23 protein-coding genes are annotated in these 26,203 nt (G+C 73.7%); 18 read left to right on the top strand and 5 right to left on the bottom strand.

What is annotated here, in order from left to right; translation table 11 throughout:
* Positions 1 to 3: 3 nt before the first annotated feature.
* Positions 4 to 2,199 (bottom strand): HelD family protein, encoded by a 2,196-nt coding sequence (locus tag QQX13_RS11995; protein ID WP_301118374.1) that lies wholly within the window; start codon positions 2,197 to 2,199, stop codon positions 4 to 6.
* A gap of 156 nt (positions 2,200 to 2,355) precedes the next feature.
* Here QQX13_RS11995 and QQX13_RS11990 point away from each other — a divergent pair, with 156 nt between their 5' ends.
* Together QQX13_RS11990 and QQX13_RS11985 are read left to right on the top strand one after the other, a co-directional pair.
* A complete protein-coding gene (locus QQX13_RS11990; RefSeq protein ID WP_301153462.1) occupies positions 2,356 to 3,282 on the top strand; it encodes a PAC2 family protein in 927 nt (308 codons plus the stop codon).
* Between the two features lie 142 nt (positions 3,283 to 3,424).
* Positions 3,425 to 3,628, top strand: a complete 204-nt coding sequence (locus QQX13_RS11985; protein ID WP_301118372.1) for a cold-shock protein — start codon at positions 3,425 to 3,427, stop codon at positions 3,626 to 3,628.
* An 82-nt stretch (positions 3,629 to 3,710) separates the two neighbouring features.
* Here QQX13_RS11985 and QQX13_RS11980 read toward each other — a convergent pair whose 3' ends face one another.
* Positions 3,711 to 4,349 (bottom strand): spermidine synthase, encoded by a 639-nt coding sequence (locus QQX13_RS11980; RefSeq protein ID WP_301118371.1) that lies wholly within the window; start codon positions 4,347 to 4,349, stop codon positions 3,711 to 3,713.
* Between the two features lie 222 nt (positions 4,350 to 4,571).
* On the opposite strand from QQX13_RS11980, the gene QQX13_RS11975 reads away from it, so the two are divergent.
* Complete coding sequence (locus tag QQX13_RS11975; RefSeq protein WP_301118370.1) at positions 4,572 to 4,958, top strand: SCO2097 family morphological protein; 387 nt, start codon at positions 4,572 to 4,574, stop codon at positions 4,956 to 4,958.
* A 6-nt stretch (positions 4,959 to 4,964) separates the two neighbouring features.
* Here the strand turns inward: QQX13_RS11975 and QQX13_RS11970 are convergent, their stop codons facing one another.
* The 3 genes from QQX13_RS11970 to QQX13_RS11960 are packed head-to-tail and all read right to left on the bottom strand — an operon-like array spanning position 4,965 to position 9,363.
* A complete protein-coding gene (locus QQX13_RS11970; protein WP_301118369.1) occupies positions 4,965 to 7,127 on the bottom strand; it encodes a transglutaminase TgpA family protein in 2,163 nt (720 codons plus the stop codon).
* Positions 7,124 to 8,374, bottom strand: coding sequence for a DUF58 domain-containing protein (locus QQX13_RS11965; protein WP_301118368.1), 1,251 nt, complete (start codon positions 8,372 to 8,374; stop codon positions 7,124 to 7,126). The genes QQX13_RS11970 and QQX13_RS11965 overlap by 4 nt, the downstream gene beginning before the upstream one ends.
* Positions 8,371 to 9,363: an AAA family ATPase gene (locus QQX13_RS11960; protein WP_301118367.1), complete on the bottom strand. Its 993-nt coding sequence runs from the start codon at positions 9,361 to 9,363 to the stop codon at positions 8,371 to 8,373. The genes QQX13_RS11965 and QQX13_RS11960 overlap by 4 nt, the downstream gene beginning before the upstream one ends.
* A gap of 199 nt (positions 9,364 to 9,562) precedes the next feature.
* Here QQX13_RS11960 and mraZ point away from each other — a divergent pair, with 199 nt between their 5' ends.
* The 15 genes from mraZ (at position 9,563) to QQX13_RS11885 (ending at position 26,183) form a co-directional block, all read left to right on the top strand.
* On the top strand, positions 9,563 to 10,030 hold the full coding sequence (gene mraZ, locus QQX13_RS11955; RefSeq protein ID WP_301118366.1) for a division/cell wall cluster transcriptional repressor MraZ: 468 nt from the start codon (positions 9,563 to 9,565) through the stop codon (positions 10,028 to 10,030).
* A 111-nt stretch (positions 10,031 to 10,141) separates the two neighbouring features.
* Positions 10,142 to 11,134: a 16S rRNA (cytosine(1402)-N(4))-methyltransferase RsmH gene (gene rsmH / locus QQX13_RS11950; RefSeq protein WP_301118365.1), complete on the top strand. Its 993-nt coding sequence runs from the start codon at positions 10,142 to 10,144 to the stop codon at positions 11,132 to 11,134.
* The gene (gene ftsL, locus QQX13_RS11945) at positions 11,131 to 11,580 is read left to right on the top strand and encodes a cell division protein FtsL (protein ID WP_301118364.1); all 450 of its coding nucleotides are present in this window, start codon (positions 11,131 to 11,133) and stop codon (positions 11,578 to 11,580) included. Before rsmH ends, ftsL begins: the two co-directional genes overlap by 4 nt.
* 4 nt (positions 11,581 to 11,584) lie before the next feature.
* Positions 11,585 to 13,372 (top strand): peptidoglycan D,D-transpeptidase FtsI family protein, encoded by a 1,788-nt coding sequence (locus QQX13_RS11940; RefSeq protein WP_301118363.1) that lies wholly within the window; start codon positions 11,585 to 11,587, stop codon positions 13,370 to 13,372.
* Positions 13,373 to 13,376: 4 nt separating this feature from the next.
* On the top strand, positions 13,377 to 14,915 hold the full coding sequence (locus tag QQX13_RS11935; RefSeq protein WP_301118362.1) for a UDP-N-acetylmuramoyl-L-alanyl-D-glutamate--2,6-diaminopimelate ligase: 1,539 nt from the start codon (positions 13,377 to 13,379) through the stop codon (positions 14,913 to 14,915).
* Complete coding sequence (locus QQX13_RS11930; RefSeq protein ID WP_301118361.1) at positions 14,912 to 16,291, top strand: UDP-N-acetylmuramoyl-tripeptide--D-alanyl-D-alanine ligase; 1,380 nt, start codon at positions 14,912 to 14,914, stop codon at positions 16,289 to 16,291. Before QQX13_RS11935 ends, QQX13_RS11930 begins: the two co-directional genes overlap by 4 nt.
* A complete protein-coding gene (gene mraY / locus QQX13_RS11925; RefSeq protein ID WP_301118360.1) occupies positions 16,288 to 17,373 on the top strand; it encodes a phospho-N-acetylmuramoyl-pentapeptide-transferase in 1,086 nt (361 codons plus the stop codon). The genes QQX13_RS11930 and mraY overlap by 4 nt, the downstream gene beginning before the upstream one ends.
* Entirely contained in the window at positions 17,370 to 18,758 is a 1,389-nt protein-coding gene (gene murD, locus QQX13_RS11920) for a UDP-N-acetylmuramoyl-L-alanine--D-glutamate ligase (RefSeq protein WP_301118359.1), read from the top strand. The genes mraY and murD overlap by 4 nt, the downstream gene beginning before the upstream one ends.
* Before the next feature lie 9 nt (positions 18,759 to 18,767).
* Positions 18,768 to 20,000, top strand: coding sequence for an FtsW/RodA/SpoVE family cell cycle protein (locus QQX13_RS11915; RefSeq protein ID WP_301118358.1), 1,233 nt, complete (start codon positions 18,768 to 18,770; stop codon positions 19,998 to 20,000).
* The gene (locus tag QQX13_RS11910) at positions 19,993 to 21,096 is read left to right on the top strand and encodes a UDP-N-acetylglucosamine--N-acetylmuramyl-(pentapeptide) pyrophosphoryl-undecaprenol N-acetylglucosamine transferase (protein ID WP_301118357.1); all 1,104 of its coding nucleotides are present in this window, start codon (positions 19,993 to 19,995) and stop codon (positions 21,094 to 21,096) included. Before QQX13_RS11915 ends, QQX13_RS11910 begins: the two co-directional genes overlap by 8 nt.
* Complete coding sequence (murC, locus tag QQX13_RS11905) at positions 21,093 to 22,454, top strand: UDP-N-acetylmuramate--L-alanine ligase (RefSeq protein WP_301118356.1); 1,362 nt, start codon at positions 21,093 to 21,095, stop codon at positions 22,452 to 22,454. Before QQX13_RS11910 ends, murC begins: the two co-directional genes overlap by 4 nt.
* 142 nt (positions 22,455 to 22,596) lie before the next feature.
* Complete coding sequence (locus QQX13_RS11900; RefSeq protein WP_301118355.1) at positions 22,597 to 23,547, top strand: cell division protein FtsQ/DivIB; 951 nt, start codon at positions 22,597 to 22,599, stop codon at positions 23,545 to 23,547.
* A 198-nt stretch (positions 23,548 to 23,745) separates the two neighbouring features.
* Positions 23,746 to 24,912, top strand: a complete 1,167-nt coding sequence (gene ftsZ, locus QQX13_RS11895) for a cell division protein FtsZ (protein ID WP_301118354.1) — start codon at positions 23,746 to 23,748, stop codon at positions 24,910 to 24,912.
* Positions 24,909 to 25,643 (top strand): peptidoglycan editing factor PgeF, encoded by a 735-nt coding sequence (gene pgeF / locus QQX13_RS11890; protein ID WP_301118353.1) that lies wholly within the window; start codon positions 24,909 to 24,911, stop codon positions 25,641 to 25,643. Before ftsZ ends, pgeF begins: the two co-directional genes overlap by 4 nt.
* A gap of 60 nt (positions 25,644 to 25,703) precedes the next feature.
* Positions 25,704 to 26,183 carry a cell division protein SepF gene (locus tag QQX13_RS11885; protein WP_301118352.1) on the top strand — a complete coding sequence of 160 codons (480 nt, stop codon included), beginning with the start codon at positions 25,704 to 25,706 and terminating at the stop codon, positions 26,181 to 26,183.
* The last annotated feature ends 20 nt before the right edge of the window (positions 26,184 to 26,203 follow it).

Genomic DNA, 26,203 nt, shown 5'->3' with positions numbered 1-26,203 from the left:
ACGTCAGCCGGCCAGGCCGGGCGGCAGAGGCTCGGCGTGGACCACCTCGAGGCGCCGCGTCGGCCGGGTGAGGGCGACGTACAGGTCCCCGGGACGGACGGCGATCGCGGCCGGCTCCACCACGACCGCGACGTCGAACTCGAGCCCCTTCGACTCGCGCGCCGTGCACACCTCGATCTCCGTGCCCGCCACGGCCGCCCGCGTCGCGGCGACCAGCCGCTCCGGAGCGATCACCGCGACCAGCCCGCCGGCGGCGTCCGCGAAGCCCTCCGCGTGCTCGCGCGCGAGCCCGGCGGCGGCGCTCACCGCATCGTCCGTCCTCCTCAGCGACGTGATGCCCACCGCATCGTCCAGCTCCCTCGCGGCGCTCAGCTCGCTGACCGGCAGCCCCGCGCGCTTGGCGAAGCCCTGAGCGGCCGCCGCCACGGCGGCCGGGATGCGGTAGGAGATGGTGAGCTCGCGCAGCTCCCACGAGCTCTGGAACAGCGGGTCCATCGTCTCGGGCCACCACCGTGTGCCCGCAGACGCCGTGGTCTGCGCGACGTCGCCCACGATCGTGAAGGACCGCGTCGGGCATCGGCGCAGCAGCATCCGCCACGCCATGGGGCTGAGCTCCTGGGCCTCGTCGACCACGACGTGCCCGTAGGTCCACGTGCGGTCGCCGCGGGCGCGCTCGGCGACGCTGAGCCGGGCCGTGCCGCCCTTCATGCGGGCCGCGAGGCTCTCGGCGGTGACCATGCCGCCGTCGCCGAACGTGTCGAGCACGTCCTTCGCGTACTGGATCTCCTCGGCGGACGGCTCGTCGGACCGGCGCCGTCGACCGCCGGGCATCTCGCCGAGCAGCTCCGCCGCCTCGTCCAGCAGCGGCACGTCCGCGTCGGTGAACGGCGCGTGCGGGGGCCGCAGCAGCAGGTCCCGCTCGTCGGGTGTGAGCCCGCGGGCCGCGTGGTCGAGCAGGTGCGGCTTCGAGTAGAGGTCGCGGAGCAGCTGCTCGGGGGTGACGGGCAGCCAGCACAGGTTGATCGCGATGCGGATGTTGCGGTCGTCGCGCACGTCGCGCTCGAGCTCGATCCGGTCCTCGTCGCCGAACGTGTGGTCGAGCTGCTCCATCAGCTGCCGGGTGAGCCGGGTGATCATCTCCTTGGCGAACACGGCCCGCGCCTCGTTGTGGGGCCGGCCGTCGCGGCGGGCCTTCGCCTGCGCGTCGCGGATGTCGGAGCGGCGGATGGTCACGGTGCGCCCGTCGATGCGGATGGTCCTGTCGGCACGCGGCAGCCGCTGGCGCTCCTTCACCGCGGCCGCGACCACAGCGGCCATCTCGGTGCGGCCCTTGATCTGCGCGACGCGGTCGTCCTCGACGGCGCTCGCGTCGACGCCGGGCACGAGCCCGGCCAGCGTGGTGGACACGGCGCCGGTCTCGCCCAGCGACGGCAGCACGTGGTCGATGTAGCGCAGGAAGGTGCGCGACGGGCCGATCAGCAGCACGCCCTTCGACTCGAGCTGCTCGCGGTGGTGGTAGAGCAGGTAGGCGGCGCGGTGGAGGGCGACGGCGGTCTTCCCCGAGCCGGGACCGCCCTGCACCACGAGCGCGCCGGTCATGGGGGCGCGGATCACGGCGTCCTGCTCGGCCTGGATGGTCGCGACGATGTCGCCCATGCGGCCGGTGCGGCGCGCGCCGAGCGCCGCGAGCAGCGCGCCCTCGCCCGCGAGGGCCGTGTCCGCGCCCATCTCGCGCAGGGCGTCGACGTCCAGCACGTCGTCCTCGACCGCGGTCACCCGCCGCCCGGAGGTCGTGAGGTGGCGGCGGTTCACCACCGGGCCGGGGTTCGCGGCGGTCGCGGAGTAGAACGCGCGGGCGGCGGGGGCGCGCCAGTCCGTGAGCAGCGGGACATGCTCGGCGTCGGACAGGCCGATGCGGCCGACGTAGAAGTGCTCGCCGTCGCGCAGGTCGAGACGACCGAAGCAGAGGCGGTCCTCCACCGCGTCCAGCTGGGCGATGCGGTCCTCGTAGAGCGTGGCGAACGCGTCGCGCTCGGAGCGGTTCTGGGGGGAGCCCGAGGGGCCCTCGCGGCGGATCGCGGCGAGCCGCTGCTCGGCCTCGCCGCGCAGGTCGTCGAGCCTCGAGTACAGGCCGTCCACGACCTCCTGCTCGGCCGTCAGGCCGCCGCGCTCCGCCGTCAGTCCTCGCTCGTTCGACATACGCCCACCCCTTCGCTGCCCGCTTCTCCCGCGCAGGCAGTCACCCATTATCGCCCCACCGGAGGGGTGGTCGGAAGCGCCCGCGCCGGGATGTCGTTTCGCGTCTAGCGAGAACCGCGCTCATGATCGCGACCCGGTGGGAGGATGGAGCACATCATGGACGGACCTCTGGTGACCTGGGACCCGGACGGCGTGCGCGCATGGGCGGACGCGGCTCCGGAGGACGGCGGCGTGCTCGTGCACTCCCTGCGCGGCTTCATCGACGCCGGGCGGGCCGGCCTGCTCGTGAGCGATCATCTGCTCGAGCTCAGCGAGCCCGTGAGGGTCGCGACGTTCGACATCGACCGGCTGCTCGACTACCGCTCGCGCCGGCCCGAGATGACCTTCTCCGTCAACCAGTGGACGTCGTACGACGAGCCCCACCTCGAGCTCGACATGCTGCGCGACGTCGAGGGCACCCCGTTCCTGCTGCTGCACGGCTTCGAGCCGGACATCCTCTGGGAGCGCTACATCGCCGCGGTCCGCGAGGCGGTCGAGCGGCTGGGCGTCGACCTGGTGGCGGGGTCGCACGGGATCCCGATGGCGGTGCCGCACACGCGCCCGCTCACGGCGACCCTCCACGGCACCGATCAGGAGCTGCTGCCCGACACCCCGTCGATGTTCGGCACCGTCACGGTGCCGGCCTCCGCGCAGAACCTCCTCGAGTACCGCTTCGGGCAGTGGGGCCTCGCGATGGTCAACATCGCGGTGCACGTGCCGCACTACCTCGCCCAGTCGAGCTACCCGCAGGCGGCGCAGCGGGCGCTGGCGAGCCTCGAGGCGGTCGCAGGGCTGGCGCTCGCGCCCGAGGACCTGGACCCCGACGCCGCGCGGGCCGACGAGGAGATTGCGCGCCAGCTCGGCGAGTCCGAGGAGGTGCAGGCGCTGGTCGACGCGCTCGAGAACCAGTACGACGCGTTCCACGAGGCGCGCGGTCGGGGTCTGCCGATCGACGACGGCGAGCTGCCCTCGGCGGACGAGATCGCGGCCGAATTCGAGAAATTCTTGGCTCAGGAACGCCGCGATCCCCCTACGGGAGCCTGACGTCTGACACACTAGGGGCAGGTTGCAAGAACGTAGTGTGCAAGAACCTGTCTGACCTGGCCAGGAACGCGGCATTGCGGCGACAAGGCCGGCACGGTGCGCGGCCTTCCCGTCGAGGGCATTCAAGGCAAGGAAGACAGGCATGGCACAGGGTTCTGTGAAGTGGTTCAACTCGGAGAAGGGCTACGGCTTCATCGCGCAGGACGGTGGCGGCGCGGACGTGTTCGTCCACTACTCGGCGATCGAGACCGACGGCTACAAGACCCTCGAGGAGGCGCAGCGCGTCGAGTTCGAGGTCACCAACGGCCCCAAGGGTCCGCAGGCGGAGCAGGTTCGCCCCCTCTGATCTCACGATCTCGTGAGCGAAGGCCGTCGCCCTCCGGGGCGGCGGCCTTCGTCGCGTCCGGGACGATGCGGCGACGCGGCCGTCAACCGGCCCAGCCGGGATCGACGCCGGTGGGCAGGGGAGCGGAGGCGGCGTAGCGGCGCAGCGCGTCGATGTCGACCTCCGGGCCGTGAGCCGCGGCGAGCACCACGTTCCCGCGCCGACGTCCCTTGAGCACCGCGTGCTCGCCGATGGCGACGGCGACGGGAAGGGCCGCGCGCGCGGCCGCCGCGTCGGCCGCCGCCGCCCGCGACCCGGGCCGCGTCCCGACGTTGGCGAGCACCAGCCCGCCGGGACGGATCGCGCGCGCGGCGGCGGCCCACCAGTCCGTGCCCGCGAGGTGCGTGGGGGTCTCGTCGCCGGCGAACGCGTCGCGGACCACCAGGTCGAGGCTGTGCTCGCGTCGCGAGGCCACGGCGTCGAGCCCGTCCTGGGCCCGGATCCGCAGGCGCGGCGCTCGCGGCAGGTCCCACCAGGTGCGGACCAGCTCGGGGAGGGTCGTGTCGACATCGACGGCGATGTGCCCGGAGTCGGGATAGCGGTGCGCGAGGTGCCGGGGGAGGGTGCACGCCGCCGCGCCCACGTGGAGCGCGAGCATGCGCGGCGGCGGGCCCCAGGCGCGTACCGCCGCCGCCAGGTGGCGCATGTACTCGAAGTCGAGGTGGTCCGGGTCCGGATGCATGCTCGAGCTGGGAACTCCGTTGACCCATACGCTCGTTGAACCGTCGGGGTCGTCTCGCAGCTCCACCGTGCCGGTCGCGATCGCGATGGGCTCCCCGCGAGGGACGTCCGCAGCGATCCGGGCGGGTTGACGGCGGGCCACGAGAACAACCCTAGACCGCCCGTGGTGCGCACGCCGCCGGGCCGATAGACTGGTGGACACGGTTCACCGAAGGGAGTCGCCATGCCGCTGTCTGAGTACGAGCAGCGCGTGCTCGAGCAGATGGAACGGGACCTCGGCTCCGATCCGAAGCTCGGTTCCGCGATGGCGCGTGCCTCGCGTCCGCGCAGCCGCTACGTGTGGGCCGGTCTCGGCGTGCTCGTGGGCCTCGCCGTCGTGGTGGTCGGCGCGGTGACCCAGCTGATGCTGGTCGGCGTCCTCGGCTTCGCCGTCATGCTCGCCGCCGCCGTGTGGGCGCTGCTCGCGCCCCGTCCTCACGCCGCCGCCGGCACCGGAGCCGGTGGAGCGCAGGCCGCCAAGGCGAAGGGCAGCCGCCGCAAGGGCGACACCAGCTTCATGAACCGGATGGAGCAGCGCTTCGACAAGCGCCGCGAGCAGGGCGAGATCTGACGCTCGTCATCGCGAGCCGCGACGCGGCGTGCGCCGCCCGGCCCGCCTGATCGCGGCCACCCACATCCCGAGCTCCTCGGGCGTCGCCGTGCTGCCTCCCGGCGCGTACCGGTGATCCTCGACCGCGGCCGCGAGGCGCCTCCAGGCCTCCCGCTCATCGTCGGTCCACTCGTCCTGCGCGAGAGTGGGGGTCTCCCTCGCCTCCGCGGGGGTCTGCGCCCTCGCGGTCGCGCCGCCGTCCACCGCCCGCAGCGCCGACTGCCACGCGCGCTCGGGGTCGAGGACCCGGCGCCGCGCCGCCAGGCGCGCCGCGGCGACCGCGAGCGCGAGAGCCGTCAGCACGAGCGCGCCGACCGCGATCGCGAACGCCCACGGCTGCTCGTCCTCCGCGACCGGGTCCGTCACCGCGGTCGCGGTCGCGCTGGGGGAGGTGGTCGCGGTCGACGGGGCGGCGGTGGGCCGGATCGTGTCACGCACGTCGGGCACGGCCTCGGGGCCGGCCTCCGGGGCGGCGTACTCGGGCGGTGCGCCCGTCTGGATCGGAGGGGTCGGCTCGAAGCGCACCCAGCCATGGCCCGGGAAGTAGATCTCCGGCCAGGCGTGCGCGTCGCCTCCCGTGACGACGAACTCGGAGCCGCCGGTGTCCGTGCCGCCGAGGAAGCCGACGGCGAAGCGCGCGGGGATGTCGAGGGTGCGCGCCATCATCACCATGGTGGTGGCGAAGTGGATGCAGTATCCGGCGCGGTCCTCCAGGAAGGCGGACACCATGTCGTCGCCGTCGTAGTCGACGTCGGTGCGGTACGCGAACGTGTCACCGCTCAGGTAGTCCTGGAGCTGCCGCGCCATCTCGTAGCGGTCGGCCGCGCCTGCGGTGACCTCCTCCGCGAGCGCGCGGACCCCGTCCTGGTCGAGGGCGTCCGGCACCGCCACGTAGCGTGCCTCGACCTCCGCGTCCCCGCCCGCCGCGATGGCCGCCTCGGCGGCGCGCAGGGCCTCCTCGGTGTGGAAGCCGGTCGCGTACTTGACGCTGTACTGCGCGAAGGCGACCAGGTCCCCCTCACCGACCCGCAGCTCGTCCGAGCTCGGTGCGTACGTCCAGCCCGCGGCCGCGCTCACCGAGCGGGGCGCGTCGGGGATGGGGACGAAGGCGTTGCGGACGTCGCCGACCCTGACCGTGAACGAGCGCGTCTGGTCGCCCACCCAGCCCGCGTACGGCAGCGGCCACAGCGGCCCCGACGGCTGCTCCGTCTCCGTCGGCGTCTCCACGCGCCATCCGTTGCCGTCGAAGTCCGCGCGGGAGAACGCGCGGAGCACGGGCACGCGCCCGGACGCGGACGTGTAGACCAGGAACGGCTCGTCGGAGCGCGCCGTGAGCGAGTCGCGCAGGTCGATCTCGAGGTCGAGGCGCTGGCCCCCACCCCACGCGGACGGCAGGGTCGCGCGAGGCAGGTCGCCCCAGCCGGGCACCCCGGGGGCGAGGGGGGCGATCGCCACCGCGAGCAGCACGGCCAGCGAGGCCGCGCCCAGCACGACGCCCCCGGTCGCAGGGGCGTCCGCCGCGCGCGAGCGCCAGCGCGTGCCCGTCGAGCGCCGCGTGAGCGCCACCGTGGCCAACCACAGCGCCAGGCACCCGACGAGCGCCCCGACGGGCACGTCGGCCCCGAGCGCGAGCGGGGGGATCCACGGCGCGAGCAGCAGGATCCCGGAGGTCGCGGCGAGCCCCGCGCCCACCGCGAGCGCGTCCGCCGCGAGGAAGAGCGCGAGGGCGGCGGTGGCCAGCAGCGCCTCGAGCGGGACGGTCACGGGGGCGGGCGCGACCGTGTCGTAGACGTACCCGACCGCGTCGACGGCCATGTCGCGCGCCGAGCGGAGCGCGCCGGGCGACGGCCACCAGCTCCTGCCGCCGTCCGGCGCGGGCACGTAGGCGAGAAGCACGAGCCACGCGCCGACCAGGCCGCCGATCGCCGTCGGCACGAAGGCGCGCCTGGTCGCGAGCCGCGCGATGACCACCACGAGCGCGGTCGCGCCGAGGATGGTCGCGGGGGTGCGGTACCAGCCGCCGGGCTCGAGCAGGGCGGCGACGCCGGCGAGCGACAGGGCGACCGTGATGGCGACGGCGGGCGTCGCCCAGGTGCGCGCCGCGGCTCCTCCCAGCGACGCCCGGCTCATGGCTGCGCCTCCGCGAGCAGCCGGGACCAGGCGTCCGGCACGCTCTCCGGGGCGGTGGTGACGACGGCCCGCCAGCCCGCGGCCCGCAGCGCGTCCGCGGTGCGCTGGGCGCGCAGCCGGTCGCGGTCGTAGCCGCGGACGAGCGCCCACGCCCGTCCGAGGTCCCCGTGGGGCTCGAGCGCCGCGAGCGCGGTGGCGCCGAGCGGCTCGACGATCGCCACGGTCACCGCGCCCGGACCCGCCTCGATGAGCTCGGCGCCCGTCGCGACGTCGCGCTCCGCCGCTGCCGCGCTCGGCGCTCCGTGCAGGTCGACCATGGCGTCGAGGATCGCCGCGCGCGCCGTCTCCGCGGCCCGAGCGACGGTGCCGTGCGCCGACGCGGTCGCGCCTCCGGCGATGAGCCTGACGGGATGCCCGGCGTCCAGCACCGACAGGGACACGGACGCGGCGGCGCGGATCGCCCACTCGAGCGCGGTGGGGTCGGGCGGCAGCCCCACGAGCACGGTGGCCTCGGTGCGGCCCTGCTGCTCCTCCGAGCGGACGAGCAGCTCGCCGCGTCGCGCCGAGGAGCGCCAGTGGATGCGGCGGAGGTCGTCGCCGTCGCGGTAGTCGCGGAGCGCGGCGTCGTCGGTCGCCGGGGTGCGCGCGCCCGCGTGGGCGCGGTCGGACACCGCCATGAGGTCGCCGGCGCTCGCCGCGAGGTCGTCCACCGCGGGCCACACCGCGATCCGGTGCGCGCCGCCGATCTCCAGCTCCACCTCGACCAGCCCGAACGGGTCAAGAGTCCGCGCGATCGCGGGGCCGAGCGCCCAGCGCCCACGCTGCACGGGCGCGAGCGGGTAGCGCAGGCGGATCTCGTCGCGGGACCGCGCGACCGTGGCGCGGACCGGCGTGTCTCCCGTGAGCTCGGAGGCGGCCTGCTCCCGCAGGGCGAGGGTGCGGGCGAGCGCGCGATGGGCCCCGACCCGTACCTCCACCGCGCCGCGGCCGCCGACCGCGAGCGTGGGAGGGCTGACGGTGCGCTCGACCGCGCTCAGCGCGCGCCGCGCACCCCAGACGGAGACGAGGATCCACGCCACGGCCACCAGGACCGCTCCGATCATGGCGGCGCCGACGAGCACGAGCGGACGGGACGCGATGCCGACGCCGAGCACCGTCACCGCGGCCGCCGAGGCCGTCATCCCGATGCCGCGCGTGGTGACGAAGAGCGAGCGGCCGCCCGCGTCGGTGCGTGCGCCGGCGGTCACCGCGGCGCCGGGACCGGCCGTCCCGCCGTGGGCACCGGCACGGACGCGGTGAGGTCGGTCACGACCGCCTCCGCGGTGCGTGCGGCGGAGCGTGCCTGGGCGGTGAGGATCACGCGATGGGCGAGCGCGGCCGGAGCCAGCGCCTTGACGTCGTCGGGGAGCACGTGGTCGCGCCCCGACATCGCGGCGCGCGCCTTCGCGAGCGCGAGCAGCTGCAGGGACGCCCGCGGTGAGGCGCCGAGCCGCAGCTCGGGGCTCTCGCGCGTCGCCCGCACCAGGTCGACGACGTACCGCCGCGCGGGCTCCGAGGTGTAGACCGACCGGACCACCTCGATCGCGTGCGCGAGCGCTCCGGCGTCGGCGACCACCGCGACGCTGTCGAGCGGGTCCACGCGGTCGTGGGTGCGCAGCATCTCCATCTCATCGTCGCCGGACGGGTACCCGACGGTGATCCGTGTCATGAAGCGGTCGCGCTGGGCCTCGGGCAGCGGGTAGGTGCCCTCCATGTCCACGGGGTTCTGGGTCGCGACCACCAGGAACGGCCGTGGCAGCGGACGCGTCTGGCCGTCCACGGTGACGGCGTGCTCCTGCATCGACTCGAGCAGGGCCGCCTGCGTCTTGGGCGAGGCCCGGTTGATCTCGTCGGCGATGACGATGTTCGCGAACACCGGTCCCGGGCGGAACTCGAAGGCGCGGTCGGTGCCGCGCAGGACGCTCACGCCGGTCACGTCGGAGGGGAGCAGGTCCGGGGTGAACTGGATGCGGCCGACGCTGACGTCGCAGGCGCGTCCCAGGGCGCGAGCCAGGGTGGTCTTGCCGACGCCGGGCACGTCCTCGAGGAGCACGTGTCCCTCGGCCAGCACGGTGGCGAGGACCGCGTCGACGGCGCGATCGAGGCCGGAGAGCACGCGGGCCAGCTCGGTCCTGATCGATCGGGCCAGGTCGGCCACCGTGGCCAGGTCGGATTCGGACGGCACCGTCGGCTCCATGGCTCCCCCTCCCGCTGAGCACGAGCCTATCCCAGGGCGCCGTCAGAGTGGCGGGAGATTCCCTCCACCATGCTCCATCGCTGATACCTGGGTCTATGTGGCCTCACGACGCGATTCTTGCGATATTTCCGCGAAATGTGGAGGGAAGTGGAGTAAAGTGGGGGCATCGGGAGCACGAGGGATCCGGAGGGGAGGTCCGATGTCGGAGACGGCTTCGCTCGGGCTGGGCCCCACGGGCCTGCTGCTCGGCCACTTCACGCCCCGTCTCGACGACAAGGGACGGCTGATCCTCCCGGCGAAGTTCCGCGGTCGTCTGGCCTCCGGCCTGGTGGCGACGCGCGGTCTGGACCGGTGCGTGTTCCTCTTCCCGCTCGACGAGTTCCAGGTGGTGCACGAGCGCCTGCGCAAGGCGCCGCTCGAGAACAAGGCCGCGCGCGACTACATGCGCGCGTTCCTCGGGCTCGCCAACGACGACATCCCCGACAAGCAGGGCCGGATCCTGCTGTCGTCCCCGCTGCGCAGGTACGCGGGGCTCGACCGGGACGTCGCGGTGGTGGGCATGGGCTCCCGGGTCGAGATCTGGGACGCCCAGGCCTGGGACGACTATCAGGAGTCGGGCGAGGACGCGTACGCCCAGACGGCAGCAGAGATCTTCGACGTGATGTAGCGCGCGTGCCCCGTGGCCTCCTCCCGTGTCGCTCTGGCGGACTTCCCCCCGCCAGAGGAGCCCGGAGGGAGACCACGGGGCACGGGCACCGAGCAGGCAGGGAGGGGTGAGATGGACGAGCGCCACGAGGCGGCCACGCGGCACACGCCGGTGATGCTGGACCGGTGCGTCGAGCTGCTCGCGCCCGCCCTGTCACGCCCGGGCGCGCTCGCCATCGACGGCACCCTCGGGATGGGCGGGCACAGCGAGGCCATCCTCGAGCGCTGCCCCGAGGCCCGGGTCGTGGGGATCGACCGCGACCCGCAGGCGATCGCCCTCGCGTCGGCGAGGCTGGCGCGTTTCGGGGACCGGTTCGTCGCGCACCACTCCGAGTACGACGACGTCGAGGGCGCCCTCGAGGCGGCGGGAGCGGAGATCGCCGACGGCGTCCTCCTCGACCTCGGCGTCAGCTCGCTGCAGATCGACGATGCGGAGCGCGGCTTCTCCTATGCGCAGGACGCGCCGCTGGACATGCGGATGAACCCCGGCGATCCCGTGACGGCCGCGGACATCCTGCGCGACGCCGACGAGCGCGAGCTCACGCGGATCCTCCGCGACTACGGCGAGGAGCGGTTCGCCCTCAAGATCGCGCGGTCGATCGTGCGTCGGCGCGAGAGCGAGCCGTTCGAGCGGTCGTCGCAGCTGGTCGACGTGGTCCGAGCGTCCATCCCCGCCGCCCAGCGCGTGCACGGGGGCAACCCCGCCAAGCGCACCTTCCAGGCGCTGCGGATCGCCGTCAACCGCGAGCTCGAGGTGCTCGAGGACGCGATCCGCGCCGCCATCGAGGGCGTCGCGGTCGGGGGCCGCGTGGTGGTGATGTCGTACCACTCCCTCGAGGACCGGATCGTCAAGCACGCCTTCGCCGCCGGCGCGGAGTCGACGGCGCCCCCCGGGCTGCCGATCGTCCCCGACGCGGACCAGCCGTACCTCGCGCTGCTGACGCGGGGCGCGGAGAAGGCCTCGGTCGAGGAGGCCGAGGCCAATCCGCGGTCGAAGCCGGTGCGGCTGCGCGCCGTCGAGCGCATCCGGCCCACACCCCCCGAGCGCCTGAGGAGGATCGCATGAGCGCCGCGCCCCTGCGCCAGCAGCGACCCATCCCGCGGCAGCGTCCGGACCAGCGCGCGGGAGCGCCGGCCACGGGACGCGCCTCGCGGTCCGCCGCCGGCGCGCGTCCGTCGGATCCCCAGCGCCACCTCCGCCCGGTCGCGGCCCCCGAGCAGGCGCGCTCGCTCATGCCCTTCATGTGGGCGTGCATCCTTCCCGTGGTCGGCGCGCTCGCGGCGGTCCTGCTGATCAACACCGCGATGGCGGAGGGCGCCTACGAGCGCCGCGATCTGAAGATCGAGATCGCCGCCCTGCACCAGGAGGCGGAGACGCTCTCCGAGACGCTCGAGGCGAACGGCGCGCCCGAGGCGCTCGCGGCGCGAGCCGAGCAGCTCGGCATGGCTCCCGCGACGGCGCTGGGCTTCATGTCACTATCGGACGGCATCGTCCTCGAGAACGGGAAGTAGCCGCATGGCCTCACCGCGCGCGCCGCGACTCGCGGATCCGCGCACGCGCCAGCGCATCCTCGCGATCCTGCTGCTGCTCGTGCTGGTCGTGTTCGCCGCGCGGCTCGTCTTCATCCAGGGGGTGCGGTCGTCCGTGCTGTCGTCGGAGGCCCTGTCCTCGCGGCTCGCGACCAAGGTGCTGACGGAGCCGCGTGCGGACATCGTCGACCGCAACGGCGTGGTGCTGGCGACCTCGGTGGAGCGCTACAACGTGGGCGTGAACCAGGTCAAGATCGCCGACTTCGAACGCACGGAGAACGGCGAGGTCACGCTGTCGGGGCCGTCCGGCGCCGCGGAGATCCTCGCACCCATCCTCGACATGAACGCGTCCGAACTCGCCGCCTCCATGGTCGGCGACAGCACGTTCGTCTACCTGGTGAAGGACATCTCGCCGGAGACGTGGGACCTGATCGCGGCGGAGAAGATCACGGGCATCGAACCCGAGGCCGTCGAGAAGCGCGTGTACCCCAACGGAGCGCTCGCGGGCAACGTGGTCGGCTTCATGGGCGGCGACGGCGAGAGCGCCGGCACGGTCGGGCTCGCGGGGGTGGAGCTCTCGTACAGCGAGCAGCTCGAGGGGGAGGCGGGCTCGCTGACCTACGAGCGCGGCCCCAACGGCACGATCATCCCCACGGGCGTGCGCGAGGAGGTCGCGGCCGTGCCCGGGGACGACGTGGTGCTGACCCTCGACCGCGACATCCAGTGGTACGCCCAGGAGCGGGTCGCGCAGGCGCTCAAGGAGACGGGGGCGAGCCGCGCCACGGTGGTGGTCGAGGACGTCCAGACCGGCGAGATCCTCGCGCTCGTGGACTCGGGGTCGGTCGATCCCAACGACCCGTCCGCCACCGACAGCGCCGCGCGCGGGTCCCGGGCGGTGTCGACGGTCTTCGAGCCCGGCTCGACCGCGAAGGTCATCACGATGGCCGCCGCGCTCGAGGAGGGGGTCGCGACGCCCACGTCGGAGTTCGTCGCGCCCTACCAGTACACGACCGACAACAACCAGACCTTCAAGGACTCCCACGAGCACGAGACGCAGCAGCTCACGCTGGCGGGGATCCTCGCGGAGTCCTCCAACACGGGCACCGTCCAGGTGGGCGAGCTGCTCACCACCGAGCAGCGCTACGACTACCTGGAGAGGTTCGGCTTCGGGTCGACCACGGGGCTCGGGCTGCCGGGCGAGTCGGCGGGCATCCTCCGGGACTGGGAGAACTGGGACGGGCGCACCAAGTGGGCCGTCACGTTCGGCCAGGGCGTCTCCGTGACCGCCTTGCAGGCGACGCAGGTGTACTCGATCATCGCCAACGGCGGTCTGAAGATCCAGCCGTCCGTGGTCAAGGGCTTCCTGGCGGAGGACGGCACGTTCACGGAGCGCGAGACCGCGGAGCCCGAGCGGGTCATCTCGGAGCAGACCGCCTCGCAGCTCATGACGATGCTCGAGGACGTCACCGAGGAGGGCGGCACCGGCGTGCTCGCCAAGATCGACGGCTACCGCGTGGCGGGCAAGACGGGAACCGCCGAGGCGGCGGGTGCCGACGGCACCCTCAGCTCGATCGTGGCCTCCTTCATCGGCATCGCTCCTGCCGACGACCCGCGTATCGTCGTGTCGGTGATCGTCACCGATCCGAAGTCGACCATCTGGGGAGGCACCGCGGCGGCACCGGTCTTCAAGGATGTGGCAACCTTTGCGTTGCAGTCCCTGCGCGTGCCGCCGTCGACCACGGAGGCCTCGCTGTACCCGACCACCTGGGAGTGAATGAATGCCGGACCTCGCGATGCGTCCGATGAGCGTCGCCGGCGCACTGCTGTCCGCGATCGAGGCCCGGGTCGGAGGGGACCTGCGGGGCGCCGACGTCCGCCTCACGGGTGCGACGGTCGACTCGCGCGCGGTCGCGCCGGGCGACCTGTTCTGCGCGCTGCCCGGGGACAACGTGCACGGCGCGGCCTTCGCGGCGCAGGCCGCCTCCAACGGCGCGGCCGCGATCCTCACCGACCTCGCAGGCGAGGACCTGGCCGTGGCGACGGGGCTGCCCGTGCTGGTCTCGACGCACGCCCGCCGCTCGGCCGCGCTCGCGGCCGCGGAGATCTACGGCGACCCGTCGCGGAGGATGCCCGTCATCGGCGTGACGGGGACGAACGGCAAGACCACCACCTCGTTCCTGGTCGAGGGTGCGCTGCGGGCCGCGCACGCGACCGTCGGCCTGCTGGGCACCGTCGAGATGCGCATCGGCGAGGAGGCCGAGCCCAGCACCCGCACCACCACCGAGGCGCCGATGCTCCAGGGCCTGCTCGCGCGCATGGTGGAGGCCGGCGCCGGCGCCGCCGTGATGGAGGCGTCCTCGCAGGCGATCGCGCTCGAGCGCGTCACCGCCACCAGGTTCGCGGTGGTGCTCTTCACCAACCTGTCCTACGAGCACCTCGACTTCCATCACACGATGGAGGAGTACTTCGAGGAGAAGGCGCGGATCTTCACTCCGGAGTTCGCCGAGCGCGCGGTGGTCCTGGTCGACGACGAGTGGGGGCGCCTGCTGGTCGACGAGGTGACGGTTCCCGTGGAGACCGTCGCCACGCGCCCGGGCTCTCCCTGGGCGGACTGGAACGCGATCGACGCGCAGCCGACACCCACCGGGGGGATGCGGTTCGTGCTGGTCGCCCCCGACCGGTCGCGCCACGACGTGGAGATCGGCCTCCCCGGCCTCATCAACGTGTCCAACGCCGCCGGCGCGATCGTCTCCGCGCACGCTGCGGGCGTGCCGCTGGCTGACGCGATCCGCGGGGTCGAGACCGCGCGCCCCGTGCCCGGCCGCACGGAGATCGTGACCGTCCGTGACGCGACCACGCCCATGACGGTGGTCGACTACGCCCACACCCCCGACGGCATCGCGAGCGTGCTCGAGGCCATGCGGCTGGTGACCCCCGGACGGATCATCATCGTCTTCGGCTGCGACGGGCTTCGCGACGACTCCAAGCGGCCCGGCCTCGGCAGCGCCGCGGCGGCCCACGCCGACGTGGTCGTCGTCACCGACGAGAACCCCCGCACGGAGCCGCCCGATCACATCCGCGCCCGGATCCTCGAGGGCGTCGACGCCGAGCGCCCCGACCGCCACGACGTCCTCGAGATCTTCCCGCGCGTGGCGGCGGTCGAGGCGGCGATCCGCATGGCCGGTCCGGAGGACACGGTGATCGCCACGGGCAAGGGGCACGAGACCACCCAGGAGATCGACGGGGTGCACCACCCGTACACGGACGCCGGCGCGTTCCTCGCCGCCCTCGAGGCCGTCCGGGGTGAGCGCGCATGAGGCCCGTCACCGCGCAGTGGATCGCGAACGCGGTCGGCGGCGAGCTCGCGGCCGACGTCGACGCGCTCGTGATCGGGGTGGAGAAGGACTCCCGCGAGATCCACCCCGGATGGCTCTACGTCGCCTTCATCGGCGAGCGCGTCGACGGCCACGACTTCATCACCCAGGCCGTCGCGAACGGCGCGGTCCTGAGCCTGGTGTCGCGGCCGGTCGACGGACCTCACGTGCTCGTCGACGACGTCACCGCGGCGCTGGGCCGGCTCGCGCGGGCCTACCTGGCGCTGCTGCGCGCCGAGCAGCCGCTCACCGTGATCGGGATCACCGGCTCGAACGGCAAGACCACCACCAAGGATCTGCTCGCCCAGGTGCTGCCCGACGCGGTCGCGCCCGTCGGGAGCTTCAACAACGAGATCGGGCTGCCGCTCACGGTGCTCCGCGCCGACGCGACCACCCGTCACCTCGTGCTCGAGATGGGCGCGAGCGGCCTCGGTCACATCGCCTACCTCACGGACATCGCGCCGCTCGACGTCGCGGTCGGCCTGATCGTGGGCACCGCGCACATGGGGGAGTACGCGTCGCCGGACGATGTCGCGGTGGCCAAGAGCGAGATCGTCCGTGGTCTCATGCCGGGCGGTGTCGCGGTCCTCAACGCGGACGATGCGCGGGTCGCGGCGATGGCGTCGCTCGCCTCGCGCGCGGTGATGTTCGGCATCGGCCAGGGGGACGTCGCCGCGCTCGACCTGGGCAACGACCGCGGTCGCGCCTCGTTCGAGGTCCGGCTCGGGGGCGCGGACGGCGAGGTCCTCGAGCGGCGCACCCTGGCGCTCGTCGGCGAGCACCACGTGACCAACGCCCTCGCCGCTCTCGCGGTCGCCCTCGAGTGCGGCATCGAGCCCGCGCGGGCATGGGCGGCCGTCGCGGCCGCCGGACCGATCTCGGGCCATCGGATGGCGCTCACCGAGCGCGCCGACGGCGTCGTGATCCTCGACGACTCGTACAACGCGTCGATCGAGTCGATGCGTGCGGCCTTCCGGGCGCTCAAGCACGTCGCCGACGGCGGCCGCACCTTCGCGGTGATCGGCGAGATCCTCGAGCTGGGCGACCAGTCGATCGCGATCCACGACTCGCTCGGCGTGGACGTGGTGAGGCTCCGCATCGACCACACGATCGTGGTCGGCGACGGCGCCCGGCCCGCGTACGTCGCGGCGGTGCGCGAGGGCTCGTGGGGGGACGAGGCGCTGTTCGTCGCTACAATCGGCGAAGCCCGCGAGGTCCTCGATCGGATGCTCGCCCCGGGCGACACCGTGCTCGTCAAGGCGTCGCACGGCTCGGGCCTGTGGGAGCTGGCCGACGACCTGGTGGGAGGAGCGCGATGAAGGCGGTGATCTTCGCCGGAGGGCTCGGCGTCCTGGTCTCCATGCTGCTCACGCCGCTCCTGATCCGGTACCTCACCAAGAAGCAGTTCGGCCAGTTCATCCGCCAGGACGGACCCGCGAGCCACCACACCAAGCGCGGCACGCCGACCATGGGCGGCATCGTCATCATCTTCGCCGTGCTGGTCGCCTGGCTGGGCGGCAACCTCTTCGTGGGACGGGCGCCGAGCGTCTCGTCGATGCTCGCGGTGTTCCTCATGGTGGGGCTCGGGCTGGTGGGCTTCCTCGACGACAGCATCAAGATCTCGAAGGAGCGCTCGCTCGGCCTCAAGGCGCGCTGGAAGATCCTCGGGCAGGCCGTGGTCGGCATCTCCTTCGGCGTCCTGGCGCTGCAGTTCCCGGACGCCGACGGGCTCACGCCCGGCTCGACCGCGATCACGTTCCTGCGCGACACCTACGTCGACCTCGCCGTGTGGGGCCCGACGGTCGCGCTGATCCTGTTCGTCATCTGGTCGAACTTCCTGATCACCGCGTGGTCCAACGCGGTGAACCTCACCGACGGGCTCGACGGCCTCGCCTCGGGCGCCGCCGTCATCTTCTTCGGCGCCTACGTGCTCATCTCCACCTGGCAGATCAACCAGAAGTGCGGCATCGCGGACTCCGCGGTCAAGTGCTACGACGTCCGCGACCCCTGGGACCTCGCGATCCTCGCGGCGGCGATCGCCGGCGCCAGCCTGGGCTTCCTGTGGTGGAACACGAGCCCGGCGAAGATCTTCATGGGTGACACGGGATCGCTCGCGCTCGGCGGCGCGATCGCCGGCATGACCATCCTGTCCCGCACCGAGCTGCTCGGCGTGATCGTGGGCGGCCTGTTCGTGCTGGTGGTCGCGAGCTCCGTCCTGCAGATCGGCTGGTTCAAGATCTCGGGCGGCAAGAGGCTGTTCAAGATGGCGCCTCTGCACCACCACTTCGAGCTGATGGGCTGGGGCGAGGTGACCATCGTCACGCGCTTCTGGATCATCGCCGGCATGTTCAGCGCGCTCGGCGTGGGCCTGTTCTACGCCGAGTGGGTGGCCTCGCAGTGACCGATCCCGGCCACGACGTCGAGATCGGCGCCGGCACCCGGGTCCTCGTGCTGGGGGTCGGCGTGGCCGGCCGGGCCGCGGCCGAGGTGACCGAGGAGCTCGGCGGCACCGCGGTCACCGTGGACGCCAACGGCGCGGCGGACCACCGCGACGTGTCCGAGGTCGACCTCGGCTCCTTCGACGTCGTCATGTCCTCACCGGGCTTCCCTCCGCACTCCGACGCGGTCCGCGCGTGCGAGGCCGCAGGTCTGCCGATCTGGTCCGAGATGGAGTTCGCCTGGCGCGTCCGGCGTCCCGGCATCCCGTGGGTGCTCGTGACGGGCACCAACGGCAAGACCACGACCACCCAGATGGTGGGTGCCATCGCCGCGGCCGGGGGGCTCGACGTGCGCGTGTGCGGCAACATGGGCATCCCGGTGATCCATGCGGGCCGCGAGGAGTCCGACCTGGTCGCGGTGGAGATCGCGAGCCTCCAGCTGCACTTCGCCCACACCATCTCCCCGCACGCGGCGGTGTGCCTCAACGCCGACGACGATCACACCGACTGGCACGGCAGCCTCGAGGCGTACCGCGCGGACAAGGCGAAGGTCTACCAGCACGTGCGGGTCGCCTGCGTGTATCCCGCCGCCGACGCGCGGGTCGAGGCGATGGTCGCGGAGGCCGAGGTGGTCGAGGGCGCCCGCGCCGTCGGCGTCACCCTCGGACCGCCGGGCCCGAGCCAGCTCGGCATCGTCGACGGGCTGCTGCTCGACCGGGCCTTCGTCGCCGACCGCCACCGCCAGGCGGCCGAGCTCGGCGAGGTGTCGGACCTCGCCCACCTGGTCGCCGGCGACGTCCCGCCCTACCTCGCCACGAACGCGCTCGCCGCGGCGGCGCTGTGCCGGGCGGTCGGGGTGCCCCCCGAGGCGGTGAGGGACGGGCTCCGGGGGTTCCGGCTCGACCACCATCGTTCGGCGTGGGTCCGCGACCTCGACGGCGCGTCCTACGTCGACGACTCGAAGGCCACCAACGCGCACGCGGTGGAGGCGGCGTTCGGCGGCCGCGCCGACCGGTCGGTGGTGTGGATCGCGGGCGGGCTCGCCAAGGGGCAGACGTTCGACGCCCTGGTGCGGGCGATCGCGCCGCGGGTGCGCGCAGCCGTGGTGATCGGCGTGGATCCCGACGCGCTCCTCGAGCCGCTTGCGACACACGCGCCCGAGATACCGGTGGTCCGCATCGAGCCGGGGGAGGATGTGATGCGACGGGCGGTGATCGCCGCCCGCGGGCTCGCGCATGAGGGCGACACCGTCCTGCTGTCACCCGCATGCGCCTCGATGGATCAGTTCCGCAGCTACGCGGACCGAGGGGAAGCGTTCACCGCGGCGGTGGAGGCGATGGACCGCTAGGAGGTGACGATGACCGCGACCGAGTCCCGGCCGCAGAGCGCTGTCACCGCCTTCCGGTCGCCGGCCACCAGCTACTACCTGCTGGTCGCGGCGACCACGATCCTGGTGCTGCTGGGCCTCGCGGTCGTGCTCTCGAGCTCGTCCATCTCGTCGATCCGCTCGGGCTCCGGCAGCGCGTACTCCGGGTTCATCGTGCAGGTGATCGCGCTCGTCGTCGGCGTGGTCGCGCTCGTGGTCGGGTCCCGGATGCCCGTGATGTTCTGGAAGCGGATCGCGCCGTGGGTGCTCTTCGCGTCGATCGGTCTGCTGCTGATGGTGCTCGCCGGCGGCCGCACCGTCGGCGGCAACAAGGCCTGGATCGACGTCGCCGGCTTCAGCTTCCAGCCCTCGGAGTTCGCGAAGCTGGGCCTCGCTCTCTACCTGGGCGTGGTGCTCTCGCGGTTCCGCCACAAGCTCACCAACCTGCGTGACGTGTTCGTGCCGGGAGGCCTGGTGGCGCTCGGCGTGATCGGGCTGGTCCTCGTCGGCGGCGACCTGGGCACCGCACTCATGATGGGCGTCGTGGTCGCGGTCGCCTTCTGGGTCGCGGGCGCCCCCGCCCGCTTCTTCGGCATCGCCGGCGCGCTCGTCGGGCTCGGCGTCCTCGCGCTCGTCAACACCGGCACCACCCGCATCGCCCGCATCGTCGCGTGGGCGGAAGGGTCCTGCAGCGACGTCAACGAGTGCTGGCAGCAGACCCACGGCACGTGGGCGCTCGCCTCGGGCGGGCTGTGGGGGCTCGGCCCCGGCATGAGCCGCGAGAAGTGGGGCTACCTGCCGGCGGCCGACAACGACTACATCTTCGCGATCATCGGTGAGGAGTTCGGGCTCGTCGGCACGGTCGTGGTGCTGGTCGCGTTCGCGATGCTGCTGATCGCCGTGACGCGGATCGTCACCCGCAGCACGGACCGCTTCACGCAGATCGCCGCCGCCGCGATCGGCGCGTGGCTCGTGGTCCAGGCGTGCGTGAACATCGCGGTCGTGCTCCAGCTGCTCCCCGTGCTGGGCGTGCCGCTGCCGCTCGTGTCGTCGGGCGGATCGTCGCTGATCCTGTCCCTCACCGCCGTGGGCGTCCTCATGTCGCTCGCGCGCCACGAGCCGGGGGCGCAGGAGGCCTTCAAGGCGCGGCCGTCCGTCGTGCGCCGCTCGCTCGCGGTGGTCGCGAAGGGGACCCGACGCATGAAGGGACGGCGGCGTGGCTAGCCTGCTCCTCGCCGGCGGCGGCACCGCCGGCCACGTCAACCCCCTGCTCGCCACCGCGGCGGTGCTGCGCGAGCGCGGCCACCAGGTGGCGGCCGTCGGCACGCCCGACGGTCTCGAGGCGGACCTGGTGCCGCGCGCCGGGATCGAGCTGGTCGAGATCGAGAAGGTCCCGTTCCCGCGCCGGCCCGACGGGGCCGCGCTGCGCTTCCCCGGGCGGCTGCGGCGCGCCATCCGCGACTGCGAGGCCGCCATCGAGGCGCATCGGGCCGATGCGGTGGTCGGCTTCGGCGGCTACGCGTCGCCTCCGGTCTACTGGGCCGCCCGCCGCCGCGGGATCCCGATCATCGTCCACGAGGCGAACGCGCGTCCGGGCATCGCGAACCGTCTGGGAGCCCGCCTCACCGACCACGTGGCCGTGACGTTCCCCGGCACCCCGCTGCGTCATGCCACGGTGACGGGCCTGCCGCTGCGACGCGAGCTCGAGGAGCTCGCCGAGGTGTTCGCCGACGCGGACGCCCGCGCCGCCGCCGCCGCGACCGCGAGGGAGGCTCGCGGCTGGGCGGCCGACGCCCCCGTGCTGCTGGTGTTCGGCGGCTCGCTCGGCGCCGCCAGCGTCAACGCCGCTCTCGCGGGCGCGATCGCCGACCTGGTCGGCCGCGGCATCCACGTGATCCACCTGACCGGGCGCGGCAAGTCCGAGGGCGCGCTCGGAGCGCGCGCGGCGCTGCCCGCGGAGCTCGCCGCGCGGTACGACGTCGCCGAGTACTCGCACGACATGGCGGCGGCGTTCTCGGCCGCCGACGCGGTGGTGTGCCGCTCGGGCGCCGCCACGGTGTGCGAGATCGGCGCGCTGGGGCTGCCGGCTCTCTACGTGCCGCTCGCGCACGGCAACGGCGAGCAGGCGCTCAACGCGAGCGCCGCCGTCGGCGCGGGGGCCGCGACGCTCATCCCGGACGCCGAGCTGGAGCCCGCGAGGCTCGCGCGGGAGGCCGCGCGCATCGTCCTGGACGGCGGCGCCATGCGCGAGGCGGCTCGCGGGATCGGGATCGCGGACGGCGCCGCGCGCCTCGCCGCGCTGATCGAAGGCGCGCTGTGAGCGAGCGGATCCACTTCATCGGCGTGGGCGGCTCCGGGATGTCCGCGGTCGCGCGCCTGATCGCGGCGCGAGGCTACGAGGTGAGCGGCACGAACCTCGCGGAGACCGCCTACTTCCAGGCGCTGCGCGACGCAGGCATGGACGTGCAGCTGGGCCACGACGCCGCCCTCGTCGACGGCGCGGCGGCGGTCGTCGTGTCGACGGCCGTGCGCGAGACCAACGTGGAGCTCGCGCGTGCGCGCGAGCTCGGCATCCCCGTGTGGCACCGGTCGGAGGCGCTGGTGCGGGCCCTCGAGGGTCAGCGGCTGGTCGCCGTCGCGGGCTCGCACGGCAAGACCACCACGTCGGCGATGGTGGCGCACGCGCTGCACTCCAGCCGGATCGATGCGGGCTTCGCCGTCGGTGCGCGCGTGTTCGGCATCGAGGGCGCGGTCGCAGGCGGCTATGCGGGGACCGCGGGGATCTCGGTGCTCGAGGCGGACGAGTCGGACGGCTCGTTCCTGCGGTACCGCCCCGAGGTGTCGATCCTGCTCAACATCGAGCCCGACCACCTGGATCACCACGGCACGGTCGAGAACCTGCACCGCGCCTTCGCGGACTTCGCGGCGCAGTCGGGGACCGTCATCGCGTGCGTCGACGACCCGGTGGTGCGGCGGCTCGCCGACGCGGCCCGCGCCGGCGGCACGACGGTGATCACGTACGGCACGTCCGCCGACGCCGATGCGGTGGTGGACGCCGCCGGCATCACGCGCGGCGACCTCCGCGTCCCGCTCGCCGTGAGCGCGCCCGGCGCGCACAACCGCCTCAACGCCACCGCCGCGTGGCTCGCGGCCATCGAGATGGGCGCCGACCCCGTCGACGCCGCCGCGGCCTTCGCGAGCTTCGCGGGCACCGGTCGGCGCTACCAGCACCGCGGCGAGGCCCATGGCGTCACGGTGATCGACGACTACGCTCACCACCCCACCGAGGTCGCGGCCCTCATGCGTGCCGCGCGCGACGGGGGAGTGGCACGCATGGTGGTGCTGTTCCAGCCGGCGCTCTTCACGCGCACGCAGATGCACGCCGAGGCGTTCGGGCGCGCGCTGTCCGTCCCGGACGCCGACGTGGTGCTCGCACCCGTCCACGGCGACCGCGAGGACCCGATCCCCGGGGTCTCCTCGGCCTCGATCGCGGCGCACGTCGACCTGCCTGCGGGCTCGACCCTCACCCTCGCCGAGGATCTCGAGGACGCGGCGCGACTCGCGGCCGACCGGGCGCGAGCCGGAGACACGGTGTTCACCGTCGGGTCCGGCACCGTGACCCTCGCCGCCGACTGGATCCTCGACCGGATCCGCGCCCGCGAGGGCGGCGATGGCTGAGCGGCGTCCTCCCCGGCCCGCCACGGCACGCCCGCCGGCCCCGCGCCGCGCGGCACCCGCATCGGGCCGACCCGCGTCCGAGGCCGTTGCGGTGACGGCGAAGCCGGGCCCGTCCCCGCGTCCTCGCAGCAGCGGAGTCTCGGTGACGGCCGAGCACGAGTCCCTGGCGGCGCCCTGGCGACGGGGCGACGGCGAGCGGCGCGCGCGCCCGGCCGACGCCCGCACGGCCCCCGCCGCGCCGGAGGCGCGTGACGCGGGCCCGTCGGTGCGCTCCCGCGTGGCGTCCGCCCTCCACGTCGGGCGACGACGCGCCGCCCCCATGGTCGACGCGGCCGGCGCGCGCGTCGGCACCGTCACCACCCGGCTGCAGGCGCGCCTGCGGGAGCGTGCCCGTGCGCAGCGCCGCCTGTCCGCCGTGGTGTGGGCCCGCAGGGCCGGCTACCTCGCGATCGTCGGCCTCGTCGCGTGGCTCGTGCTCGCGTCGCCGGTGTTCGCGCTCGATCCCGCCGAGGTCGAGACCACCGGGTACGGCACCGTGGTGGAGCCGGCGGACGTGAGCGCCACGGTCGCGCAGTTCGAGGGGCAGTCGCTCGCGACCCTGAGCACCTCGAGGCTCGCCGATGCGCTGCGCGAGATCCCCGGGGTCCGCGATGCGGCCATCGAGCGCGTGTGGCCGGCGGGCCTCCTCATCGAGCTCACCTCGCGCGAGCCCGTCGCCGCCGTCCCTGTCGAGGACGGCTACGCGTTCGTCGACTCCGAGGCCACCACGGTCGGCCGCGCGGACGAGGCGCCCGACGACCTGCCCGTGGTGACCATCCCCGTCGGGGAGGACCACACGCGCGTGCTCGCGGCCGTGCTCGGGGTGATCAACCAGCTGCCGGTGGAGCTGCGGGACCGGGTCCAGGACGTCAGCGCGGGCACCGAGGACACCGTCACGTTCGAGCTCCGCGACGGGCCGCGAGTCGAGTGGGGGAGCGCGGAGGACTCGGCGCTCAAGGCCGAGGTCCTGCAGGTGCTGCTGGACTCGGGCCAGGCCGACGGCGCGACCGTGATCGACGTCTCCGCGCCGACGCTGCCGATCACCAGGAGCTGACCGGTCGCCACCGCCCGTGGCGCGACGGGGCGGTTCCCGGACGCGCGGCACCGAGGTCGGCGGGGCGCGGCGAGCGATTATCGGCACGCCGCGCGTGTCGCGCGCGGCAAGCGCCGCGACGGCCCGTAACTTCGACCTTGAACGACTTGACATAACTATAACTCTCAACTAGAGGGTTAAGGTTGAAAGGGAACGCACATGGCCGCACCGCAGAACTACATCACGCACATCAAGGTCGTCGGCGTGGGCGGCGGCGGCGTGAACGCCGTGAACCGCATGATCGACGTCGGTCTCAAGGGTGCCGAGTTCATCGCCATCAACACCGACGCGCAGGCGCTGCTGATGTCCGACGCGGACGTGAAGCTCGACATCGGTCGCGAGCTCACCCGCGGCCTCGGTGCGGGCGCCGACCCGGAGGTCGGGCGCAAGGCCGCCGAGGACCACGAGGACGAGATCGCGGAGGCGCTCCAGGGCGCCGACATGGTGTTCGTGACCGCGGGCGAGGGCGGCGGCACCGGCACCGGCGGCGCACCCGTGGTCGCGCGCATCGCGCGGTCGCTCGGCGCCCTGACCGTGGGCGTGGTGACGCGCCCGTTCGGCTTCGAGGGCCGGCGCCGCGCCGACCAGGCCGACGCGGGCATCGCGACGCTGCGCGACGAGGTCGACACCCTGATCGTCATCCCCAACGACCGTCTCCTGGACATCTCCGACGCGCAGCTCAGCGTCCTCGGGGCGTTCGCGGCGGCGGACCAGGTCCTCCAGGGCGGTGTGCAGGGCATCACCGACCTCATCACCACGCCCGGCCTCATCAACGTCGACTTCAACGACGTGAAGTCCGTCATGCAGGGCGCGGGCACGGCGCTCATGGGCGTGGCCAGCGCGCGCGGCGAGGCCCGCGCTCTCGAGGCCGCCGAGGGCGCGATCGCGTCCCCGCTGCTCGAGGCCTCGATCGAGGGCGCCCACGGGGTGCTGCTGTCGATCTCGGGCGGCTCGAACCTCGGCATCAAGGAGGTCGAGACCGCGGCCCGCCTGGTGCGCGAGGCGGCGCACCCCGAGGCCAACATCATCTTCGGCACGGTGATCGACGACTCGCTGGGCGACGAGCTCCGCATCACGGTCATCGCGGCGGGCTTCGACGGAGGCGCCCCGACGCGACGCGCGCACGAAGGCGCGCTGGGCTCGATCGAGTCCTCGCCCGCGCCGAAGGCCGAGGAGCTCGAGCCCGTCGACGCGCCGGTCGAGACCGACGTCATCCCGGCCAGCCCCTACGCCACCGCGGATGCGGGGCCGGCCACCGACACCATCCGCGCCGTGCCCACCAGGGAGTCCGCGGAGACGCTCGACGTCCCCGACTTCCTGCGGTGATCGACGCCGGTCTCCCCGTCCGGGCCTTCTTCACCACCCGTGACGGGGGGACCTCGGCGCCGCCGTACGACTCCCTCAATCTCGCGACGCACGTCGGGGACGACCCGGCATGCGTCGCGCGCAACCGCTCGATCGTGGCCGAGCATGCGGACGCCCCGGTGACATTCCTCACGGCCGAGCACGGCATCGCGGTCGCCCAGGTGTCCGCGCCCCGCGAGGATCCGGGGCCCGCCGACGTCCTGGTGACCCGCGTCCCGGGGCTCGCCATCGCCGCCATCGCCGCCGACTGCGTGCCGGTGCTGATGCACGACGAGCTCACCGGAGCGGTCGCGGCCGTCCACGCGGGCCGCGAGGGCCTGTACCTCGGTGCGATCGACGCCGCGGTGGCGGCTCTCCTCGACCTGGGTCCGGCGCGTCGGGAGCCCGGAACGCTCCGGGCCGCGATCGGACCCGCGATCTGCGGGCGCTGCTACGAGGTCCCGGGTGAGATGCAGGCGCGCGTCGCGGGCCGCCACCCGACGGCCCGCGCGATGACCCGGACGGGCACCCCGTCGCTCGACCTCCCGCGCGCGATCGAGACCCGGTTGGGCGAGCTGGGGTTCCGCGAGGTCATCCGCCGACCCGAGTGCACGCGCGAGGAGCCCGGCCTGTTCTCCCATCGCCGCGACGGCGTCACCGGCCGGATCGCGGGCGTGATCGTGTGCGCGGGGCCCGGCGTGTCGCTCCGCTGATGGGCCGCGCGGCGGCCGTACCGTGAAGCCAACGATTCGTCCGCACCACAGGGGGTCAGAATGAGCGCACTGCGCAAGGCGATCCAGTACCTCGGCTTCGATGTCAACGAGCAGGAGGAGTACGACTACGCCGAGCCCGAGCTCGCGCCCGTGACGAACCTGCACGACGTGTCCGAGGTCAAGCAGTCCGGTCCTCGCACCGGCGCGGTCAAGCACGCGCGGCCGGCTCGCGAGCATGCCGCGTCGACGGCCCAGGCGACCGACCTGCGCCGCATCCAGACCATCAAGCCGCGCACCTACAACGACGCCCGCCTGATCGGCGAGGCCTTCCGCCAGGGCGTGCCGGTCATCATGAACCTCACCGAGATGTCGGACGCGGACGCGAAGCGCCTGGTCGACTTCTCCGCGGGACTGTCGTTCGGGCTGCACGGCTCCATCGAGCGCGTCACCACCTCGGTGTTCCTGCTCTCGCCGGCGCACGTGGAGATCGGCATCGACGAGGAGCCCGCGCAGGACCACGCGTTCTACAACCAGGCCTGAGGCCCGGGGTAGGCTCGCCC

Source organism: Demequina lignilytica (assembly GCF_030418375.1).
Classification (GTDB): domain Bacteria; phylum Actinomycetota; class Actinomycetes; order Actinomycetales; family Demequinaceae; genus Demequina; species Demequina lignilytica.
Note: the sequence above shows the minus strand (reverse complement) of the source record. Positions and strands in the feature narration are given on the sequence as shown.

Bases quoted from the DNA above. Each gene is read 5' to 3' on its own strand.
- QQX13_RS11990 (WP_301153462.1), top strand. From the start codon at position 2,356: ATGGACGGACCTCTGGTGACCTGGGACCCGGACGGCGTGCGCGCATGG.
- QQX13_RS11940 (WP_301118363.1), top strand. From the start codon at position 11,585: ATGGCCTCACCGCGCGCGCCGCGACTCGCGGATCCGCGCACGCGCCAG.
- rsmH (WP_301118365.1), top strand. From the start codon at position 10,142: ATGGACGAGCGCCACGAGGCGGCCACGCGGCACACGCCGGTGATGCTG.
- QQX13_RS11960 (WP_301118367.1), bottom strand. From the start codon at position 9,363: ATGGAGCCGACGGTGCCGTCCGAATCCGACCTGGCCACGGTGGCCGAC.
- QQX13_RS11975 (WP_301118370.1), top strand. From the start codon at position 4,572: ATGCCGCTGTCTGAGTACGAGCAGCGCGTGCTCGAGCAGATGGAACGG.
- QQX13_RS11930 (WP_301118361.1), top strand. From the start codon at position 14,912: ATGAGGCCCGTCACCGCGCAGTGGATCGCGAACGCGGTCGGCGGCGAG.
- QQX13_RS11985 (WP_301118372.1), top strand. From the start codon at position 3,425: ATGGCACAGGGTTCTGTGAAGTGGTTCAACTCGGAGAAGGGCTACGGC.
- QQX13_RS11970 (WP_301118369.1), bottom strand. From the start codon at position 7,127: ATGAGCCGGGCGTCGCTGGGAGGAGCCGCGGCGCGCACCTGGGCGACG.
- ftsL (WP_301118364.1), top strand. From the start codon at position 11,131: ATGAGCGCCGCGCCCCTGCGCCAGCAGCGACCCATCCCGCGGCAGCGT.
- QQX13_RS11980 (WP_301118371.1), bottom strand. From the start codon at position 4,349: ATGCATCCGGACCCGGACCACCTCGACTTCGAGTACATGCGCCACCTG.
- mraY (WP_301118360.1), top strand. From the start codon at position 16,288: ATGAAGGCGGTGATCTTCGCCGGAGGGCTCGGCGTCCTGGTCTCCATG.
- QQX13_RS11935 (WP_301118362.1), top strand. From the start codon at position 13,377: ATGCCGGACCTCGCGATGCGTCCGATGAGCGTCGCCGGCGCACTGCTG.
- ftsZ (WP_301118354.1), top strand. From the start codon at position 23,746: ATGGCCGCACCGCAGAACTACATCACGCACATCAAGGTCGTCGGCGTG.
- QQX13_RS11915 (WP_301118358.1), top strand. From the start codon at position 18,768: ATGACCGCGACCGAGTCCCGGCCGCAGAGCGCTGTCACCGCCTTCCGG.
- QQX13_RS11995 (WP_301118374.1), bottom strand. From the start codon at position 2,199: ATGTCGAACGAGCGAGGACTGACGGCGGAGCGCGGCGGCCTGACGGCC.
- mraZ (WP_301118366.1), top strand. From the start codon at position 9,563: ATGTCGGAGACGGCTTCGCTCGGGCTGGGCCCCACGGGCCTGCTGCTC.
- QQX13_RS11885 (WP_301118352.1), top strand. From the start codon at position 25,704: ATGAGCGCACTGCGCAAGGCGATCCAGTACCTCGGCTTCGATGTCAAC.